Source organism: Maribacter algicola (assembly GCF_003933245.1).
GTDB lineage: Bacteria > Bacteroidota > Bacteroidia > Flavobacteriales > Flavobacteriaceae > Maribacter > Maribacter algicola.
Genome location: NZ_QUSX01000001.1, coordinates 1,137,988 through 1,158,321 on the forward strand (window position 1 = coordinate 1,137,988; position 20,334 = coordinate 1,158,321).

The 20,334-nt window shown below is 41.8% G+C and carries 18 protein-coding genes; 7 read left to right on the forward strand and 11 right to left on the reverse strand.

The genetic code is table 11. The features are described 5' to 3' along the window. The first annotated feature begins 82 nt into the window (after nt 1–82). On the forward strand, nt 83–1,663 hold the full coding sequence (locus DZC72_RS04800) for a serine hydrolase domain-containing protein (RefSeq protein WP_125221733.1): 1,581 nt from the start codon (nt 83–85) through the stop codon (nt 1,661–1,663). Between the two features lie 111 nt (nt 1,664–1,774). Here DZC72_RS04800 and DZC72_RS04805 read toward each other — a convergent pair whose 3' ends face one another. Then, nucleotides 1,775–1,993: a hypothetical protein gene (locus tag DZC72_RS04805; protein ID WP_125221734.1), complete on the reverse strand. Its 219-nt coding sequence runs from the start codon at nt 1,991–1,993 to the stop codon at nt 1,775–1,777. Further along, nucleotides 1,990–2,487: a DinB family protein gene (locus DZC72_RS04810; protein ID WP_207891711.1), complete on the reverse strand. Its 498-nt coding sequence runs from the start codon at nt 2,485–2,487 to the stop codon at nt 1,990–1,992. The genes DZC72_RS04805 and DZC72_RS04810 overlap by 4 nt, the downstream gene beginning before the upstream one ends. 223 nt (nt 2,488–2,710) lie before the next feature. On the opposite strand from DZC72_RS04810, the gene DZC72_RS04815 reads away from it, so the two are divergent. The 4 genes from DZC72_RS04815 to DZC72_RS04830 all read left to right on the forward strand — a co-directional run bounded on the left by DZC72_RS04815 (nt 2,711) and on the right by DZC72_RS04830 (nt 6,793). Further along, the gene (locus DZC72_RS04815; protein WP_125222605.1) at nt 2,711–3,670 is read left to right on the forward strand and encodes a helix-turn-helix transcriptional regulator; all 960 of its coding nucleotides are present in this window, start codon (nt 2,711–2,713) and stop codon (nt 3,668–3,670) included. Between the two features lie 64 nt (nt 3,671–3,734). Beyond that, the gene (locus DZC72_RS04820) at nt 3,735–5,042 is read left to right on the forward strand and encodes a serine hydrolase domain-containing protein (protein WP_125221735.1); all 1,308 of its coding nucleotides are present in this window, start codon (nt 3,735–3,737) and stop codon (nt 5,040–5,042) included. A gap of 122 nt (nt 5,043–5,164) precedes the next feature. After that, on the forward strand, nt 5,165–6,313 hold the full coding sequence (locus tag DZC72_RS04825) for a CNNM domain-containing protein (protein WP_125221736.1): 1,149 nt from the start codon (nt 5,165–5,167) through the stop codon (nt 6,311–6,313). 6 nt (nt 6,314–6,319) lie between these two features. After that, nucleotides 6,320–6,793: a methylated-DNA--[protein]-cysteine S-methyltransferase gene (locus DZC72_RS04830; RefSeq protein WP_125221737.1), complete on the forward strand. Its 474-nt coding sequence runs from the start codon at nt 6,320–6,322 to the stop codon at nt 6,791–6,793. Nucleotides 6,794–6,980: 187 nt separating this feature from the next. Here the strand turns inward: DZC72_RS04830 and DZC72_RS04835 are convergent, their stop codons facing one another. Continuing rightward, nucleotides 6,981–8,033 (reverse strand): hypothetical protein, encoded by a 1,053-nt coding sequence (locus DZC72_RS04835; RefSeq protein ID WP_125221738.1) that lies wholly within the window; start codon nt 8,031–8,033, stop codon nt 6,981–6,983. Nucleotides 8,034–8,216: 183 nt separating this feature from the next. Between DZC72_RS04835 and DZC72_RS04840 the strand changes: the two genes are divergently transcribed. Next, complete coding sequence (locus DZC72_RS04840) at nt 8,217–8,930, forward strand: 3'-5' exonuclease (RefSeq protein ID WP_125221739.1); 714 nt, start codon at nt 8,217–8,219, stop codon at nt 8,928–8,930. Nucleotides 8,931–9,306: 376 nt separating this feature from the next. On the opposite strand, the gene katG is transcribed toward DZC72_RS04840, so the two are convergent. From katG to DZC72_RS04855, 3 genes are all read right to left on the reverse strand, one after another. Continuing rightward, nucleotides 9,307–11,559: a catalase/peroxidase HPI gene (katG, locus tag DZC72_RS04845; RefSeq protein WP_125221740.1), complete on the reverse strand. Its 2,253-nt coding sequence runs from the start codon at nt 11,557–11,559 to the stop codon at nt 9,307–9,309. Between the two features lie 219 nt (nt 11,560–11,778). Then, nucleotides 11,779–13,989 (reverse strand): S8 family serine peptidase, encoded by a 2,211-nt coding sequence (locus DZC72_RS04850; RefSeq protein WP_125221741.1) that lies wholly within the window; start codon nt 13,987–13,989, stop codon nt 11,779–11,781. A gap of 160 nt (nt 13,990–14,149) precedes the next feature. Further along, nucleotides 14,150–15,127, reverse strand: coding sequence for an endonuclease/exonuclease/phosphatase family protein (locus DZC72_RS04855; protein ID WP_125221742.1), 978 nt, complete (start codon nt 15,125–15,127; stop codon nt 14,150–14,152). Nucleotides 15,128–15,201: 74 nt separating this feature from the next. Between DZC72_RS04855 and hflX the strand changes: the two genes are divergently transcribed. Continuing rightward, complete coding sequence (gene hflX / locus DZC72_RS04860) at nt 15,202–16,416, forward strand: GTPase HflX (RefSeq protein WP_125221743.1); 1,215 nt, start codon at nt 15,202–15,204, stop codon at nt 16,414–16,416. Nucleotides 16,417–16,682: 266 nt separating this feature from the next. Here the strand turns inward: hflX and DZC72_RS04865 are convergent, their stop codons facing one another. From DZC72_RS04865 to DZC72_RS04885, 5 genes are all read right to left on the reverse strand, one after another. Beyond that, complete coding sequence (locus DZC72_RS04865; RefSeq protein ID WP_125221744.1) at nt 16,683–17,612, reverse strand: DUF3078 domain-containing protein; 930 nt, start codon at nt 17,610–17,612, stop codon at nt 16,683–16,685. Nucleotides 17,613–17,682: 70 nt separating this feature from the next. After that, nucleotides 17,683–18,189 carry a DUF2480 family protein gene (locus tag DZC72_RS04870; RefSeq protein ID WP_125221745.1) on the reverse strand — a complete coding sequence of 169 codons (507 nt, stop codon included), beginning with the start codon at nt 18,187–18,189 and terminating at the stop codon, nt 17,683–17,685. Between the two features lie 6 nt (nt 18,190–18,195). Next, nucleotides 18,196–18,528 (reverse strand): SUF system Fe-S cluster assembly protein, encoded by a 333-nt coding sequence (locus DZC72_RS04875; RefSeq protein ID WP_099546165.1) that lies wholly within the window; start codon nt 18,526–18,528, stop codon nt 18,196–18,198. A 5-nt stretch (nt 18,529–18,533) separates the two neighbouring features. Then, the gene (locus DZC72_RS04880) at nt 18,534–18,956 is read right to left on the reverse strand and encodes a SufE family protein (protein ID WP_125221746.1); all 423 of its coding nucleotides are present in this window, start codon (nt 18,954–18,956) and stop codon (nt 18,534–18,536) included. Between the two features lie 73 nt (nt 18,957–19,029). Then, complete coding sequence (locus DZC72_RS04885; RefSeq protein ID WP_125221747.1) at nt 19,030–20,244, reverse strand: aminotransferase class V-fold PLP-dependent enzyme; 1,215 nt, start codon at nt 20,242–20,244, stop codon at nt 19,030–19,032. Nucleotides 20,245–20,334: the final 90 nt, after the last annotated feature.

The following is a 20,334-nucleotide window of genomic DNA, read 5'->3' on the forward strand; positions in this document are numbered from 1 at the left end:
AATTACTCCGCCCTCAACATCAGCATACAATGTAACATTCCACCAAAGGCATTATCTTTAGAGGGAACCAAACCTCCCTTTTATGAAAAATGTCCTTTTCTACGCTTCCCTGTCCTGCTTTATGATCCTGGGTGGCTGTAAACATCAGACCCATGAGCAAGTTACTCCCAGCCCTACGGAAAAAGCTCAGCGGTTCTCCAACAATTATATCCCTCCAAAATTTGAAAACGATCAGCGGACCAGCAAAATTACTGGGGCACAGGATAAAATCCAGAGGATTTTTGAAGCCAATGCAAAAGCAAGACATATTCCGGGCATCAGCTACGGCATTGTAGTGGACGATTCACTGGTACTTACCGGAAGTTATGGTGTTATTGACCTTGAAACACAAATCGAAGCCAACACAACAAAAGCCTTCCGGATTGCGAGCATGACAAAGAGTTTTACGGCCATGGCCATTTTAAAATTGCGGGACGAAGGCAAGCTGGACTTGGACGACCCTGTATCAAATTACTTTCCGCAGTTGGACACCTTAGTATACCTTACCCAAGATTCCCCGGCAATTACCATAAAGAACCTTCTAACGATGACCGCAGGCTTTCCCGAGGACAACCCTTGGGGTGATCGCCATTTGAACGATGCTACGGAAATGTTGGAAAATATGTTGGCCGAGGGACTTTCCCTCTCCAAAGTTCCATCTTTTCAATTCGAATATAGCAATACAGGATATGGCATGTTGGGCCAGATTGTGGCAAAAGTGTCCGGAATCACCTATCAGGAGTACATTACCCAAAATATCCTAAGACCATTGGCTATGGAGCATACCTACTGGGAATATGAAAAAGTACCCAAGGACATGCTGGTACATGGATACCGATATGAGGACGACACTTGGAAGCCCGAACCCATTTTGCATGATGGTGTCTTCGGTTCCATGGGCGGGCTGATTACCACGATTGCCGATTTTTCAAAATATGTGAGCTTTCACCTCTCCGCATGGCCACCCAGAAGCGAAAAAGACAATGGGCCCGTAAAACGGAGTACCCTACGGGAAATGCATACGCCACAATATCCGTACCTATCCACTTGGGCAACCGATTGGAATAACGAGCCCTGTGCAAGGGTCTCCGGCTATGGATATGGGCTGGGAATTTCGGAAGATTGTAAAGGAATCATAAAGGTTTCCCATGGTGGGGCACTGCCCGGTTATGGTAGTAACTACTCCTTTTTTCCGGAATATGGTATAGGAATTATGGCCTTTGGCAATTTAACCTATACCGGACCTTTGCCCTTGGACGAAATCTCTAAGGTACTGTTTGAGGAACTGGAATTGCAGCCTAGAAAAAAGGTAGCTTCCCAAATGCTTAAAAAAAAGAAAGACCAATTGGTATCCGCTTTGAAAACATGGGAAACCGGGATGGATACCACCTTATTTGCGGATAATTTCTTTTTGGACCGTTCCCTGGAAAAACGAACCCAACACATTTCCGATTTGAAACAAACTATAGGGGAAATCGATTCCATTGGGGAAATACGCCCCAGAAACCAATTACGTGGAGATTTTGAAATTTACGGTAAACATGGCGCCATCTCCGTTTTCTTTACCTTAAACCCTGAAATTGACCCGAAAATCCAACAATTGGAAATGAGAATTAATCCCTGACTTTTTCTGAGTTAACCCAGTCACTTCAGAATAATATCATCGCCCCTGATGGCCAAGGTAATGGTAAAAGACCTGTCCGGTTCAAATACCCAACAGGTCTATTTATACTCCTCAATGCAATTCCTCACAGAAAAAACCCCGTTGAGTCAAGAGTGTTGAAACAGCTGAGGGATTGGGCTTTTGAGTCTCTATGCGGAGAATATTATCGCAATCCTCCAGATCAAAGTTCCATCGCCCATGGTCATTTATCAATTCGTTTAAATAAGGGGCAAGATAGTTCACCTTTCCCCTTTTTCTTACGGAAGTTTTAAAAACCAATACTGTTTTCATATGTAGCTTCTATCATAAAACATGGGTGGTTCAATCCCCAAAGATCGCAGATATACATAAGCTTGACCGCGATGATGGATTTCATTATCCATAAAATAAAAAAGTGCGGATTGCACCGTTCCCGGGAATTGTCCAAAAGAAACTATTTGTTTCTGAAAGTCCATTTCTTCCATTTGCGCCCATAACATGTTTAGTTGCTCCGTGGCACTGTCCCAAGCCTCCAATAATTTCGCCTTGCTGTTGCCGTGGTCAAAATATTCGTTTAATTGAGTGGTTTGCCCAGTAACAATTTCACGTAATCCCGGTTCAGCAATGCCCAGAAGTTCCAAAACCATATCAGCAAAGGGACGCATCCCTCCAATACTATACGTAAAGAATTCATTCTCTGGGAATGTTTCGATAACCCTGCGGGTAAGTCTTCTGTGTCCTTGCCAATGTTCCAACAATTGATCTGGCGTGATTACTTGGGATGTTTTTTCCTTGATGTTTTCCATAACTCTTGATATTTAATGATTTATTATTTCGAAATCAAAGGTATGGAGGCGGTGTGACAACCCTTTGTCAGTAGTCTTTTGGAATTCAAAAATAATTTTGCTCTTGACATACAGCTGTCACACCTCAGACCTATTTTTGATCAAAAGGAATACTAAAATGGATACCAAATGGACATTTGACCTTAAAATCTTGTCCTATCTTTGGAAGAAAGGCCGCTCTATTATGGGAATGGATACCGTAAAACGTTTTGATAGGATTGTAGCGATATTTATACAGTTGCAGTCCAAACATATTGTAAAGGCCCAGGAACTTGCAGATCGATTCCAGGTGAGTCAACGAACCATCTATAGGGATATTCGAACCCTTGAGGCTTCAGGAGTGCCCATTGCCAGTGAAGCAGGTGTTGGATATTCTATCATGGAGGGCTATAGCCTTCCCCCGGTCATGTTTACCCGTGAGGAGGCCGGCAGTTTTGTTGCTGCGGAAAAATTAATGCAACAATTTACCGATAAGTCCCTGGGATCTTACTTCGAAGCGGCCATGTACAAGGTGAAGTCGGTACTCAGGGTAAGGGAAAAAAAGTGGGTGGAAGCTCTGGAATCACAGGTGAGGATTTTTCCGAACCAGCAATTGTTCAATGAAAATATACCGAATGCCCTTGAAATTCTTTTTGAAAGTATTGCCGAAAAGAAACAAGTTTTTCTACGATACACAGCCGTAGAGGCCGATGTACCATCGGAAAGATATATTGAACCCATAGGTGTTTTTAATGAAAATAACTATTGGTATGTTATGGGGTATTGCCACCTGCGTAACGACTATAGACAATTTAGGACCGATAGGATTTTAAAAATTATAGATACTTCCAAGCCCTTCCTTTTGGAACACAAAACACTGGACGACTTGCGAAAACGTTACGAAGTCAAGGACAAAACAAAAGTTCGAATTCGTGTGGACAAAAAAGTAAGCAAATACTTAGGGGCAAGTAAATACCACCAAGGTTTTATTTCTGAAAAAATCAAAGGAAATCAAGTAGAAATGACCTTTATGGTCGATGATGTCCAAAATTATTTTTCTCGATGGTACATTTCCTTTGGAGATTATGCACAAATTTTGGAACCGGAATCCTTGAAAAAAAGAGTAGTGGAGATTCTTTTACAAACACAGGAAGGTCTTAAATAAAATGAATGTTGGCAGCCCACCAATGAACTTCAAGGATTATATTTGAAAGACTAACAAAACCGTCATGCCAAAAATTATCCTTTATCTATTTATTGGAATATGTTCAAATGTACTTTTAGGACAAAAATACAACGTTGAACAGGTTGTGGGGGATTTGAACCAATTTGATTATCAGCTGGTTTATAATCAATTAGATTCCATCATAACAAATGGTATAAAAAATGAAGCTTTCCCAGGAGCCCAGGTATTGGTTGCCAAAAACGATTCCATCATTTTTCACGAGGTTTTTGGATATCACACGTATGACAGTATTCAGCCCGTGGCCTTGGATGATTTGTACGACCTTGCTTCGGTAACAAAAATTACGGGACCATTGCCTGCCATTATGAAATTGGTTGATGAAGGCAAATTGGATTTGGATGTTCCTTTTAGTACCTATTGGAAACCTTGGAAGCGACGAAAAGATAAGAAGGATATCACCCTCAGAGAGATATTGGCACATCAGGCGGGACTGGAACCGTATATCGTCTTTTTAAACAAAACCTTAAAAAAGAACGGTCGGTTTAAAAATAGGTTTTTACGGAAATTAAAAAGTAAAAGATTTGACAAACATGCCTTTGAGAATATTTATGTAAAAAGTAGGTTCAACCGGAAAATGTATCGGATGATAAACCGTTCCAAGGTATCAGAAGATAAGACCTATCGGTATTCTGGGTTGACGTTTCTTGTTTTTCCAAAAATAATAACGGATTTGACAGGGGTTCCCTATGAGGAATATGTCCAAGAAAACTTTTACGAACCTATTGGTGCCAAGACCTTGGGTTTTCTCCCGTCGACCAAAAACTATCGAAATCACATTGTCCCCACCGAAATGGATACGCTTTATAGAAATACCCTTACCCAAGGTTGGGTACATGACGAGAATGCTTCGCTGCTTGGGGGTATCTCTGGCAACGCCGGTTTGTTCGGCACAGCGAAGGATTTGGCTAAAATCATGCAGTTGTATTTAAACTACGGTGCCTTTGAAGGGAAACAGATTTTACCCAAAGATGTCGTCCAGGAATTTATCAGGGTTCAATATCCCGAAAATGATAACCGAAGAGGACTCGGGTTTGACAAACCTTTATTGAACAACAAGGAACTCCCCTTGGAAGAGGCTTATCCAGCTCCGCAGGTGAGCCCAGATAGCTTTGGCCACAGTGGTTTCACGGGAACTTTCGTTTGGGCAGATCCTAAAAACCAATTGGTATATATTTTTCTTTCCAACAGGGTCTATCCCACTAGGGAACATAGGGCACTTTACGAATTGAACATAAGATCGGCTGTGCAGCAAGTTTTTTACAAGGGATTGGCGAACCAATTAAAATTATAATCCTTTTAATTATTATTTCCAATTTCTTTTTTGACCTCATCCAAAAATACATACCCTAAAAGATATGTGTTTATGGTGTAGACGGATTTAATTGGTATCTTAGACACTCATTAAACAGACTTATGGGACTACTCATTTTTTACGCCCTCATTTCCATTTTTTTCTCTTTTCTGTGCTCCATTTTGGAGGCTGTATTATTGAGTATTACCCCAACTTTTGTGAACGTAAAAAAAAGGGAAGGCAAGACATACGCTCTAACTCTAGAGGAGTTGAAACAGGACGTGGACAAACCTCTTATAGCCATTCTTACGCTCAATACCGTTGCCCATACCGTAGGTGCCATATTGGTAGGAGTACAGGCAAAAGTAGCTTATACCGAAATGTACGGGACTACTACCCGTTCCATATGGGGCATTGAATTTACGGAAGACCTCATGGTAGGTGTTGTTTCAACCCTCATGACCATTTTGATACTGGTGGCTTCCGAAATCATTCCAAAGACTATTGGCGCTACCTATTGGAGACAGTTGGCCAATTTTACCTCCAAAGCACTTAAGGCGATGGTCTTAGCTCTAAAATATACCGGATTGTTGTGGTTATTACAACTATTCACCAAATTGGTAGGTGGCAAAGGTCATCACGGTAGCGTCTTGAGCCGGGAAGACTTTACGGCGATGACGGACATGGCCCATGAGGAAGGGGTATTTCAAAAGTCGGAATCGACCATCATTAAAAACTTATTACGTTTTGAAGAAGTTCAGGTGAAGGATATTATGACTCCCCGGGCGGTGATGAAGATTGCTTCCTCAAAGAAAACCATCCAGTCCTTTTTTGAAGATAACCCAAAATTGCGCTTTTCCCGGATTCCGATTTTTGAGGATAAAGTGGATAATATCACCGGTTTTGTTTTGAAAGACAACGTCTATGAGGAAATCATCCATAAAAACGGTGATTTGCCCTTGCAGGAAATCAAACGTGACATCTTACTGACCAAGCGTGACACCCCCATTCCCAAGTTGTTCGACACCTTCGTAAACAAAAGGGAGCATATTGCCTTGGTCATGGACGAATATGGTTCCGTTAGCGGCCTTGTAACAATGGAAGACGTTATTGAGACCCTCCTAGGACTCGAAATCATGGATGAAAGCGATAATGTAGCCGACCTACAACTTCTGGCCCGTAGAAATTGGGAAAATAGGGCCAAACAGAGCGGGGTCATCGAAAAAAATCCCGTAGAACAAGTACCAACAGAGGAAAAAGAACAAGAATAGCGGCAAATGGAAACTGCATTTATCCACACGCCCTTAGGTACCACAAAGTTGGAAGGCGACGAAAACGGTCTTTCTGCTATAACCGTTTTGGATACCCATGAAGAACCCACGGATATTATTCCCATGGAATTAGAGGATGCCGCCTATCAATTAAAAGAATATTTTGAGGGCTCGAGAACACAATTCGACCTAGTACTCAACCCATCCGGCACCGATTTTCAAAAATCCGTTTGGAAGGCCCTTCAGAAAATTCCCCATGGCAAAACAGTTTCCTATTTGGATTTAAGTAAAACCTTGGGCGATGTAAAAGCGATAAGGGCAGTAGCCTCGGCCAACGGTAAAAATCCGCTTTGGATCGTGGTTCCGTGCCATCGGGTTATAGGTAGCGATGGTTCGCTTACAGGTTATGCCGGTGGCCTGCACCGAAAAAAATGGCTTTTGGAGCATGAGAATCCCGTAAAACAGCAATCCTTGTTCTAATATTCTCCTTATTTAGTGTGGTGCTTACCTTCTTCCTAACCGACCGAATAGTCGGTTCCCTTAGATTGAATCCAATAAAAAACCGAGTTTGTTGCTTTTAAACTTAGTCAAAATCACTTTTGTCCAAGAACCCTTCCTAATGTTTAACCCTGTCAAACTATGTGACAGACCACTTGGTCTGTAAACCCTAATCCACAAAATATGTAGGTACAAAATTCAAATTTTTCTGTGCCCTTAGCTTTCCCTCGGTTGAAAGCAAAAGAAAACCCCCAGGTTCATCAATTTCACCATTAGGTAATATATATGAAATGGCGAACACATTTTTATCAGGAAGGTATTGACCTAAAATAGGTTGAATATCCAAGCTCTTTTCACTATTCAATTTTTCAATGGTCCCCGATAAATCCAAAACTGTGTTGGTCCCAGTGGAAATATCAAAAATAGCAGGCCCCTTTGATAGGCTAAATGGCTGTTGATAGACGTAATCGTAATACAATTTATCCCCCATTAGTTTTCCATTTATGGGACCCGTTGGAAAGGACTGATCAAATTGTAGCTCCCTAACCGAAATATTTAGAAGGTTTTCCATGTCAAATAACTCCAAAAAGGTATTTTCGTTATTCTCTTTGGTAAAGATGCCCAATTCCCCTTCTTCGGTAATCAAAACACTAGGCTTACTGCCCCCTAATTCGAAGGTTTTGACGATGTCATCCGTTTGGGTATCAAAAAGTATGATTTTGTAGTCCTCATTCCCTTTTCTATAGGTAATCACCAGTTTGCCATCATGATATAAAGGTTGAAACAATTGGTCTATTCCAAATTCGATAGCAATGTCAAATCCTTCTAAAGTTTGCAAATCGACAATGCGGAGGGCCAAATTGGTGGACCCAAATGGTTTGTACAAACCAAAATAAACCGAATTTTCACTGCTAAGTCCCCAAACCAAGGACCGCTCCGAGGTAATGGTATAAAATTCGGGATAGGTGGTAATTCCAGAAGAAACCAAATCCTTTTGGTACAAGGAAATGGCGCCGTTGGATAATGAAAAAAAAGAAAGCTTGTCATTGAGCTGTCGCAAGGTCAAATAATCGTTTGAAATGCCCAATTCGCTAGACAAGTCCGTTTGAAGGCCTTCATCGGTTTCACTATTATAATCGTACTGGTATACCTTGTCCAAATCCTCCCCGATCAACGTCAGGTTTATGGCCTCATCAATAGTTGGGTTCTCTGTGCTATCCATATTGCAAGAAATCAGCAACAGCAAACCGCAAACAATCGATATACCAAAGAATTTAATGAATGTGCCTTCGAATCTGATTTTAGTTGACCCCATTTTTAAATATAACCTATTTTGAGGTATTCAGAAGACCTTAAAGATTAAATAAAATATGTTAAATTACTGACTCTTAGGAATGCCAAAACTATGCTGCACAAGATTAACTTGGAACACATCCTATTTTTGGATATTGAAACCGTTCCCGAAAAGGCGAATTTTCAGGAATTGGACGATGTAAAACAAGAACTTTGGGAACAAAAATCAAGATATCAGCGCAAGGAAGATTTTACTGCGGAAGAATTTTATGATAGGGCAGGTATTTGGGCGGAGTTTGGTAAAATAATCTGTATTTCGGTAGGTTATTTTAAAATGCTGGGAGAAATCCTCCAATTTAGGGTCACCACGTTTCACGGCGATGAAACGAAACTATTAAAAGACTTTAAAAACCTTTTGAACGGGCATTTTAGCGAAGCCAAACACTTACTCTGCGCACACAACGGTAAGGAGTTCGATTTTCCTTATATCGCCCGACGGATGATCATAAATGGTATTTCCTTGCCTTGGAAACTGGATCTCTTTGGAAAAAAACCTTGGGAAGTTCCTCACTTGGATACGATGGACCTTTGGAAATTTGGGGATTATAAACACTATACATCCTTAAAGCTGATGGCGAACATCTTGGGCATCCCTTCTCCTAAAGAAGATATAGACGGTAGTATGGTGAGAGACGTGTTTTATGAGAATAGCGATCTGGACCGTATCATCACCTATTGCGAACTAGATGTGGTTACCACCGCTCAGGTCTTTCTGAAACTACGCAATGAACCTTTATTGGAAGAGCATCAAATAAAGAAGGTGTAAAGCCTCCTAGCCCCTAAAGAGGAATTTGGTTGTTCGTTTTTGGTCGTTGGTGGTTGGTTTATTGATAATCGCTTCAAATTCCAGAAGGAACGCAGGGTACACGAGCTAGATGCTCGTGCCTTTTGGCTTGCCGCTAATCCCATTTCTTTAAACTGGCAGACCTGTCACGTTATGAAAACCTGAAAGGTCTAATCGTTCCCCAATATGTTCTTTAGGTTTATCATTATATAACCATATTCTTGTTTTAAGACATATTGAAAAAAACATTCATAAAGCACACCTATGTTTAATATAAAATAATGGAATTTTTTGGCAATTGAATAAAAAAAGGGCAGCCGATTGGCCGCCCTTTCTACAGTTTATGAGTTAGTTTGGATTACTTCTTCAAATCGAACCTGTCCAAGTTCATTACCTTGGTCCACGCCTTTACGAAGTCCTTTACAAACTTCTCTTTGGCATCTGAAGTGGCATACACTTCAGCTAGGGCCCTCAATTCCGAGTTGGATCCAAAAATCAAGTCCACACGGGTACCTGTCCATTTCTTTTCGCCCGTTTTACGGTCCGTTCCTTCAAACAAGGAATCATCGTCAGAAATAGATTTCCAAGTAGTTCCCATATTCAATAGGTTTACGAAGAAATCATTGGTCAATTGGTCTTTCTTATCCGTAAAAATACCATGGTTAGATTCGTCGGAATTTGCACCCAAAGCACGCATACCTCCTACCAATACGGTCATTTCAGGTGGGGTCAAGGTCAAAAGATTGGCCCTGTCTACCAACAATTCCTCACCTTTTACGGAATACTTTCCTTTGGTAAAGTTCCTGAATCCATCTGCCAAAGGTTCCAAAGCTTCAAAGGCTTCCACATCGGTGTTTTCTTGGGTCGCATCCGTTCTTCCTGGAGCAAATGGTACCGCTATCTTGTGACCCGCGTTATGCGCGGCCTTTTCAACGGCAGCGGTTCCTGCCAATACAACTAAATCCGCAAAGGACACTTTTTTGTTGTCGGATTGTGCGTCATTGAATTCCTTTTGGATACGCTCCAAGGTATCTATGACTTCCGCCAATTGCTTTGGATTGTTGGCTTTCCAATTCTTTTGAGGGGCCAAACGAATCCTTCCTCCATTGGCACCACCACGCTTATCAGAATCCCGATAGATGGAGGCTGCGCCCCAAGCTGCAGAAACCATACTGGACAATGATAATCCAGAAGCCAAAATGTTCTTTTTCAATTCCGCAACATCGGTATCATTGACCAACTCGTGGTCTACCGCTGGCACGGGATCTTGCCATAAAAGAACCTCTTCTGGGACTTCGGGCCCTAGATATCTATCCAATGGCCCCATGTCCCTATGTGTTAATTTAAACCAGGCCCTTGCATAGGCATCCGCAAATTCATCTGGATTTTCTAAAAAGTGTCTTGATATCTTTTCGTAAGCCGGATCCATACGTAAGGACATATCCGTTACCAACATAAAAGGTTGGTGTGTCTTTCCTTCAATATGCGCATCTGGAACAGTTCCCGCACCTGCATCGCCTACAGGCTTATATTGCCATGCTCCGGCGGGACTCTTGGTCAATTCCCACTCAAATCCGAACAAGTTTTTAAAGTAGTTGTGGCTCCACTGGGTTGGGGTCTGGCTCCATGCACCCTCCAATCCACTTGTTATGGTATCCGCACCAACTCCGCTTCCAAAGTTGTTCTTCCATCCCATGCTCTGCATCGTGATGTCCGCTCCCGCAGGTTCTGGTTCCAAATAGTCAGTATCCTTGGCAGCTCCGTGCGTTTTCCCAAAGGTATGTCCCCCAGCAATCAAGGCTACGGTCTCATAATCGTCCATGGCCATTCTTCCAAAGGTATCACGAATATAATGTGCCGCTTCCAACGGATCTGGATTGGCATTATGCCCTTCTGGGTTCACATAAATAAGACCCATATGGGCTGCACCTAGAGGATTTTCCAACTCATTCCCGTCAGAGTCATAACGCTCCTTATTACCAAGCCATTCCGTTTCGGAACCCCAATAGATGTCCTCTTCTGGCTGCCAGATATCCTCACGGCCGCCACCAAAGCCGAACATTTTTAGTCCCATGGACTCATGGGCCACGTTTCCGGCCAAAATCAATAAGTCCGCCCAGGAAATCTGCTTGCCATATTTTTGTTTGATGGGCCATAATAATAATCGGGCCTTATCCAAATTGGCATTATCTGGCCAACTGTTCAAAGGCGCAAAACGCTGATTACCCGTGCTTGCACCGCCACGGCCGTCCGATATTCTATAAGTTCCAGCGGCATGCCATGCCATTCTAATGAAAAATGGCCCATAGTGCCCATAATCCGCTGGCCACCAGTCCTGACTATCGGTCATCAAATCCGTAAGGTCTTTTTTAATGGCTGCCAAATCCAATTTCTTGAATTCCTCTGCGTAGTTAAAATCTGGGTCCATTGGGTCCGATTTGGATGAATGCAACCTCAATATGTTCAGGTTCAACATATTGGGCCACCAGTCACGGTTTGAGGTTCCGCCGCCTGCAGATTGGTTCATTTGCCCGTTCAAAAATGGGCAGCCTGCTGCTTCTGAATCGTTTACGTCCCATGCTTCTCCATGGGGATTTTTGCTAGTATCCATTGTGTCTAAGTTTTTAATTTCCAGTAACTGTAAAGGTACCAATTTACCGACTGACATCAATAGCTATTGTCTTGTTTTGACTTATTTCAATATCGATTTTGTCTATAATTTCTGTATCACTGATACCTAAAAAAGAAGACCCGACACGCGAAAGGCAAGTCGGGTCCAGATAAAAGTAAAAATGAATTGGTTCCGGGGGAATACGAGGCGGACTACAATTTAATTTTTAAAGAATTTGGTGCTTTTATACGTATCGCCATCCTTAATTTGAAGGATGTACATTCCAGTGGCGAGGTCGGCTACTGGAATAGGTTCTTTTTCTATCGTGCCCACCTTCAACTCAATTCCGGCAGGGGAGATAATTCGATACATGGCAGATGCGCCAACTTCGGTCAGAAGGCTTATTTGGTTAACAGCAGGATTGGGATATACGGAAAAGCTGATGCCTTGGTCCGCGCTTAATGTCTGAAAGGTGTCCAAAAGCCCTACAACGGTATTGGGTCCATCGAAGGTAAACTTGTATTCCATACTAAATTCTGACGCGATATTTTGGGAACAGAATGTTCTGACACGCACAACGTAACTCTCATTTAAAACCAAATCCGATAGGGTTTTTGAACCGGTTGTTGTAAAAATCGAAATCCATGAACCCTCGCTTTCCTTTCTGTACTGTACTTCATAAAGCCCATCAACGATTTCATTCCACTTCAACATAATTTTATTATCAAGTGGATTTTCCAATGACAAACCACTGGGTGAATTCAAACTACATTCTGTAAAGGAAGCTCCCGAAACTATCAAGGAATAGTCCTGTTTATCCTGCAATAAACCTCTTTTATGGGAAACAATTATAGTATAAGTACCTAGAGCATTGGGTATTTCAATTTTCTCAAAAGGATCTACCCGATTATCACCATGTTCGGCTGGAGCATTGGGATTCTTGGGATTCAATTTCCATGGAAGAAATGTTTTTCCATCTTGGGTTATTCTTATATCTAGATCGTTCACGAGCGCCGGTGTACCATCGTTCAATTCTCCCCTGTTGATATATTCCGATGCAGGATCGGTCCATGAAATGGAAGCCATCAAGGTCGCGCCTTCGGTTGCCTTAACAGTCAATTCAAAGATTTCCCCGTCTACAAGGGTGTTCTCCAAAATTTGAGTGCTGAACTCCTTTTGATGCAGGACCTCAGCGGCCCTTTTTGCATTCATGACTCCCCATCCCATTTTGTAATCCGGGCCGGGAGCATCAACATCATCTGCGGTATGTAAGGCCAACCCCTTTAATGTGGCGGCTTTTAAATAAGATCCATATAATTGTTCATTATACTGTTGCAATAGCAATAAGGCACCCGTGACACCAGGTGTGGCCATGGACGTGCCGGCGGATATATCATAGCTGGTTTCACTTTTGGCATCTGTAGAAAGGATGGAGGATCCATCTCCGGCCAAATCCGGCTTAATTCTACCATCGTCCACAGGACCATAACTGCTATAGGCAGAAACCGAAGCCTCCTTTAAGTTGCCCCTAGTATCTATCCGAGAATTTGAACCTGCCACTGTCAGTCCGTTCTTGGCAACGGTAAATCCCAATAATAAATCAAAACCATCGGCACTTGTTCCAAAAACCGGAGACTCATTATCCCCGCTGTGCCTTGCATTTCCGGCCGCAGTCACCATAAGATAATACGGGGCATTGTACATAATATTGTCCCAATCCTGGGCCACTTTAATATAAGACCCAAAATACCAGTCAGGGACGCGGTCCGTCTTTATTCCATAAGAATGGTTGGAAAGTAACAACCCATTGGCCGCGGCCTCCGCTACTTCGATCTTGTCCCGAGTCCAGTCGTGTGAAAGAACACTGGCCCTGTAGGCGACTCCCTGTGCATTTCTTTTTATCCCGGAAGAAATCAAACTTCCGGTGACCATAGTGGCATGCGCATCGATTTCCGTACCTCCATCACCCACATGGGCCCTTACATCATATTCCTGATGTGTGGTCATCGCCACACCAGCGTCCCAGACACCAACTTCCATACCAAGACCATCCAAATCCAAATTCAAAAGACCGTTATTATGTAGGGCGGAGGCCCTGGAAGTTTGACTGGCATTATCGGCATAGGTCTCATAATAGATGGGGCTACCATCATGACCAATTTCCTGCAATTCGACCTTTTTACCATTGGGCAATACCTCCTTGATTTTTAGATTATTCGCTTTAGCCATAGCCATCGTCTTGGCCCTGTTCACCTCATAGTCGAATTCGAGGTCTACTTGCATGGAACCTATTTTAGAAAAATCATATTCTTTCTTAATCAAAGACTTTAATTCCAGGGATTGAGCAACCATCTTCTGGCCCACGGAGACAAAAAGGAATAAGAACGACATGGTTACACCATTATAAAAGAAGCGAATTCTAGAGTCCATAGCATAATTAGATTATGTAAGATTTGGACTACAATATTATAGGTTGAACCGAATTCGATAATCAATTGCCCCTATATATTCGATGAACTACACACTAGATTCTTGAAGGCTGTTGTGAAAGTATCAAATTTTGATGTTTGTAGGATTATTCTTCCTTTTTCTACTTGTTGAGCTTTAGAACGATGTACACAGGAAAATGGTCACTGTAACCGCCCAAGTATTTTTTACCAACAAAGGTCCTAAAGGGATTCCCCTTGTATTTCCCTTTTATTTCCTTTAAAAAATCTTGGTCAAAAATATTGGCGGTATCGAAACTGTGGCTTCCTTTTTCATATTTATAGAATCTATGGGAAAGTAGTATTTGGTCAAATAAACTCCAGGTTTTTTTGTAACTGGCACTTCCCCGCGACTTTGGTATATGAAGGCTTTCCATTGGGTTATGTAACCCCGTATCCTGTAAAAGTGTTTGAACACTCTTGGAGGAAGGATCGTCATTGAAATCTCCCATTACGATGCATTTGGGATTGGGTTCATCCCTTTCAATAGTGGCTATTTTTCCTTTTACAACTTCGGCGGCAGCCATTCTTTTATATTCGGTGCTTTCTGCACCATCCCTTCTGGACGGCCAGTGATTCACGAACAAATGTATTTTTTCTCCATTCAGGTGGCCGCATACATATAGGATATCCCTGGTAGTATCACGAACTCCATCAGGGTTGCATACCATAAGCGGGATTGCTTCGGACATGATTACCTTGAAATACTTTCTATTGTATATAAGTCCGGTATCGATTCCCCGTTCGTCAGGTGATTCATAGTGCACGAAATCATAATCCACATCCTCTAAAGGCTCGGTTTCGATCAAATCCCTTAAAACTGATTGATTCTCTACCTCAGCCACACCGACGATTACAGGCGGATAGGGATTTGCCGATTGTCCTATTTTAAATATGGTCTTGGCCAATCCAGATAATTTCTTGCGATACTTTTTGGGTGTCCATTTTTTAAATCCGTCAGGAGTAAAATCCTCATCGAGCGTACGAACATTGTTCTTGGGGTCAAATAGGTTTTCGAGATTATAGAAAGCGATGGTAAATAATTGTTTTGAAATTTTCCTTTTAAAGAATGGGAATCGCATGTCCTTTTTTTAGGGGCCATAAAATTACTAAAATAGCATAGGCGGTTTTCCGTAATTTTGCACTTTACCTATATATGTTAGAAAAGAAAACTACAGAATACGAAAAGGCCGTCCTCATTGGAATTATCAATAAGGAACAAAACGAAGAGAAAGTAACAGAATATTTGGATGAATTGGAGTTCCTTACCTATACGGCGGGCGGGGAGGTTATGAAACGTTTTGTACAAAGGGTCGACGTACCCAATCCCAAAACGCTAATTGGTAGTGGTAAAATGGAGGAGGTTGAACGTTTTGTGGACGAAAACGAAATTGGTTCCGTAATATTCGATGATGAACTTAGCCCTGCCCAGCAGCGGAATATAGAAAAACAGTTGCGCTGTAAAATCATTGACCGTACCAGTCTTATCTTGGACATCTTTGCCCAACGTGCCCAGACCAGCTATGCCAGAACACAGGTGGAGCTGGCCCAGTACGAATATTTGTTACCACGTTTAACTGGTTTATGGACACACTTGGAACGGCAAAAAGGAGGTATTGGGATGCGCGGTCCGGGTGAAACGGAAATTGAGACGGATAGACGTATCGTGCGCGACCGTATTACACTGCTTAAGAAAAAGCTTGAGAAGATAGATAGGCAAATGGAGACCCAGCGCGGCAACCGGGGGTCGCTGGTACGGGTTGCCCTTGTTGGTTATACCAACGTTGGGAAATCTACCTTAATGAACGTCATTAGCAAAAGTGATGTTTTTGCGGAGAACAAGCTTTTTGCAACCTTGGATACCACGGTAAGAAAAGTGGTTCTTGGAAACCTCCCCTTTCTTTTAAGCGATACCGTTGGATTTATTAGAAAATTGCCCACCCAATTGGTGGAAAGCTTTAAAAGTACCTTGGACGAGGTTAGGGAGGCGGATCTCCTATTGCATGTAGTGGACATTTCCCATCCCCAATTTGAGGAACACATAAACTCCGTCAATCAGATTCTTTCTGAAATCAAAAGTTCCGACAAAAAGACCATAATGGTATTTAACAAAATCGATCAATATAAAAATGAGGTCATTGCAGAGGATGATCTTATGACGGAAAAAACCTCCAGGCATTTCACCATTGAGGAATGGAAACTAACTTGGATGGAGAAAGTAGGCGATAGAGCCTTATTCATTTCTGCCTTGAACAAAGAAAATCTGGACGAGTTTAGAAAACGGGTATACAATGAGGTCAGGGACATACATGTCACGCGTTTTCCATACAATAATTTCCTGTATCCGGAGAATTTGGACGAATTTCAATAGCCATTTTAAAAAGCTCCAGTGTAATTCATCGATCAAATTAAACCACTCATATTTTACACCACATTTTGGGTTTGGTTCACAACATAAATGCTGTCCAACCTTAATGAAGGCCGTACCTTTACCCTGTGTTTAAGTGATAGTGTTGACCCCAAATCAGTATTTAACTTCTTAAGCTATAAGTAAAACCCCAAATTTTACGATACCTACTTAACCAAAAAGCCCTCCTAAAAAGGAGGGCTTTTTTTGATTTATTTGAAACTTATGACTTAAAACGCATAATTTAACCCAAACAGGACGTAGGTCTGTAGGTCATTCTCAATATTATCAAAAGTAGCATTTGCAACAGGGTTTGGGCCGTTCAAAGCATAATTTAAGGCCTCTTGTTTGTTGTTCCTTAGTCCAAACTCAAAACCAAGTCCAATACCGTTCCAAAGCGTGTAACCAAAAGAGTTGATCCAAGTATAGTTGGAAAGATCACCGCTCTTATAACTTTGGAACATTGATAGGTTGGTCTTAAAGTTGACGGCACCAATTTTTCTAGTATAGTCGGCAACAATCTTGGCTCCCAAAGAAGACTCAAAAACAGCGTCGTTCTTGCTAAAAACAAAGTTGTAGTTCAACGGATGGATGACCACTACCAAATCCGTAATAGGGGTCCAAGTAGCTCCCACACCCAAATCCAAATATCCAGGGTCATTGAAATTGCTTAAAATAGTAGTTCTATATTCGCCCAATCCTGATATGGCGAACTTTTCACTGAGTTTTTGACCGTACAATGAAGAAATTGTAAATACGTCCGATGCCTGTCTAAAGCTATCATCATCATCAGGGTCATCCTTGTCATCGAATTTCACCCATGCAAGATTAACGTTCATGGCATTTCTCCAAAAGAATTTTTCCTCTTGTAGATTAGCGAATCCGTTTACGGTAACGCCAATGTTTCCTGAAGAGTTGTTTGGTGAACCTTGGGCATACCAATTGTTAAAGTTGGTCAAATTGGCACCTATGGTACCAAAAGCGCCCTTCTTCCATCCTGGAAGCGCATCGATTTTGGCCTGAATGGCATCTACCCGGGCCTGAATTGCTGCAATAGAATCCTTCTTTGGACCCATTTCAGATTTTAATTCCTCTTCCGTTTGGGCAAAACCAAACGCACAACCCAAGAGAAGAAAAGTAACTAAGAAAATGTTTTTCATGATTTAGTGTTTATTTCAATTAGACACCAAATGTACGAATAGTCACTTTTTGGTTGCAAAAATTGACCGATTATTTACGCTTGAAAAGGGGAACCGAAGAACAGGCCTCCCCGTACATAATGGACTTGGCCACTTTCTGCAGCTTTTGTGTCAAAAAGATGTAGGCGTTCGGAGGTACCGGTCTTTTGCTACACCCTTTTACAATTATGAGTTTATCTTGATATAGGGAGAAGTCCAAGGTATTGATGACATCGTAGTAAAGCGCGGTCTCCAAATCCTCCATTGAACCTTGTACAATTCTTTTGGCGATTGGTTGTAATTTAGTTGTGATCAACATAAATGCCCATCCGGGCACAATGGCGTCACTGGAACACGTTAGCGCCACATAGCAGTCCTGGTATTGGCTCCAATCGTATTCCTCCAGAGTTGTCCTGAACTCTTTTTCCCTCAGAATAATACCCTCATACAACCAGTCCTTTATATCCAATAGTTTCCGTTCACCGGCAGGGTAATGGTCTTCTAGGTTGAACGTAACCAGTTTGCTTTGGGCGACCCTATTTACAATTTCCTCCGCCATCAATACTTATAAAAGTCCCAGTTCCAATTTGGCCTCTTCACTCATCAAATCCTGCGTCCAAGGTGGATCAAAAGTAATCTCCACTTCCGCATCCTTGATGGCATTTAAGGATTTCACCTTTTCCTCAACCTCTACCGGAAGTGTTTCCGCAACCGGACAATTGGGAGACGTTAGGGTCATCAAAATTTTTACCTCGTTGTCCTCATTGACCAAAACATCGTAAATGAGTCCAAGTTCATAAATATCCACAGGGATTTCTGGATCGTAAATGGTTTTAAGCACCTTTACGATTTTCTCCCCCAAATCTGAGGTATCCGTTCCTACTACTTCTTCTTTCATGTCTTTTATTTTATTTGGGTTTGATAAGCCACAGCATAAAGTTTCAGCTGTTTGATCATACTCACCAGTCCGTTGGCCCTTGTGGGCGACAAATGTTCCTTAAGTCCTATTTTATCTATAAATTCCGTATCCGCCTCAATAATATCCTTAGGCTTTTGGTTACTAAAGGCCCGTATTAAAATGGCTATAATACCTTTGGTTATAATGGCATCACTATCTGCGGTAAATACCAACTTATCATCCTTTAGTTCTGCATGCACCCATACCTTACTCTGGCATCCCTTAATGATATTATCATCGGTTTTATAGGTTTCCTCAATTAAAGGCAATGATTTTCCAAGCTCTATCATATACTCATAGCGCTGCATCCAATCATCGAACATGGAGAACTCGTCTATAATTTCTTCCTGTATTTCTTTTATTTGCATGTATCGCTTTTCTACAAAAGTACAATAGGAATTCTTGGGAATCAAAAGTTTAGTCTTACTCTAACAAATTGCCTTACAAGAGCATGTTTCGAGCCCTTCGTACTCCCTCGACCAAGACATCCACTTCTTTATTGGTATTATAAAAACTAAAGCTGGCCCTTACCGTACCCGGGATTTTATAAAAATCCATGATAGGTTGGGCACAATGATGCCCGGTTCGCACGGCGATGCCCAATTTATCCAAAATGGTGCCTATATCATAAGGATGAATACCATCAATATTAAAGGAAATAACCGAAGTTTTATTTTTAGCAGTACCGTAAATTTTGAGGCCGTCTATCTTTAACAATTCTTGGGTAGCGTAGAGCAGCAATTCGTGCTCGTATTTGGCAATTTCTTCAAAACCAATGCTATTCATGTAATCCAATGCTGCACCAAAAGCAATACCTCCACAAATATTTGGGGTTCCGGCCTCAAACTTATGCGGCAGGTCTGCATAGGTCGTTTTTTCAAAGGTAACTTCGGCGATCATTTCCCCACCACCTTGATAGGGGGGTAGTTTTTTTAACCATTTTTCCTTGCCATAGAGCATACCTACTCCTGTGGGACCACATACTTTATGTGCGGAACAGGTGTAGAAATCGACATCCAAGGCCTGTAAATCCGCTACAATATGGGGAGCCGCCTGTGCACCATCTATTAAAACCGCAGCGCCTAGATTATGTGCCTTTTCTATTATTTCCTCAATAGGATTAATTGTTCCCAAGGCATTGGAGATATGATTACAGAATACCAGTTTCGTTTTTTTGGACAATAATTCATCGTACACATCCATCAACAATTCCCCTTCTTGGTTCATGGGGATAACCTTTAAAACAGCACCTGTGCGCTCACATAGCATTTGCCATGGTACAATATTGGAATGATGCTCCATAGCGGACACCAAAACCTCATCACCCCTTTTAAGAATGGATGAAAAACCATTGGCTACCAAATTGATGCTATGGGTCGTTCCCGACGTAAAAATTATTTCATAGGGATTGGCCGCATTAAAATGCCTCTGGATTTTTATCCTGGCCTGCTCGTACTTGTCCGTTGCCTCCTGTGAAAGGGTGTGAACGCCTCTGTGGATGTTGGCATTGTAGTTTTCATAATAATCTACGATGGCTCCAATGACCTGTTTTGGTGTTTGTGAAGTTGCGGCATTGTCCAAGTACACTAGAGGCTGGCCATTGACCTTTCTTTTAAGTATTGGAAAATCTTCGCGTATCTTATTAATATCTAGCATATCGACTTAATGATATACAAAGATACCTAGTACAGTATTAAATTCGAATTAAATAAACTTCAAAGTTCAACCCAAATCTTAACACTATCT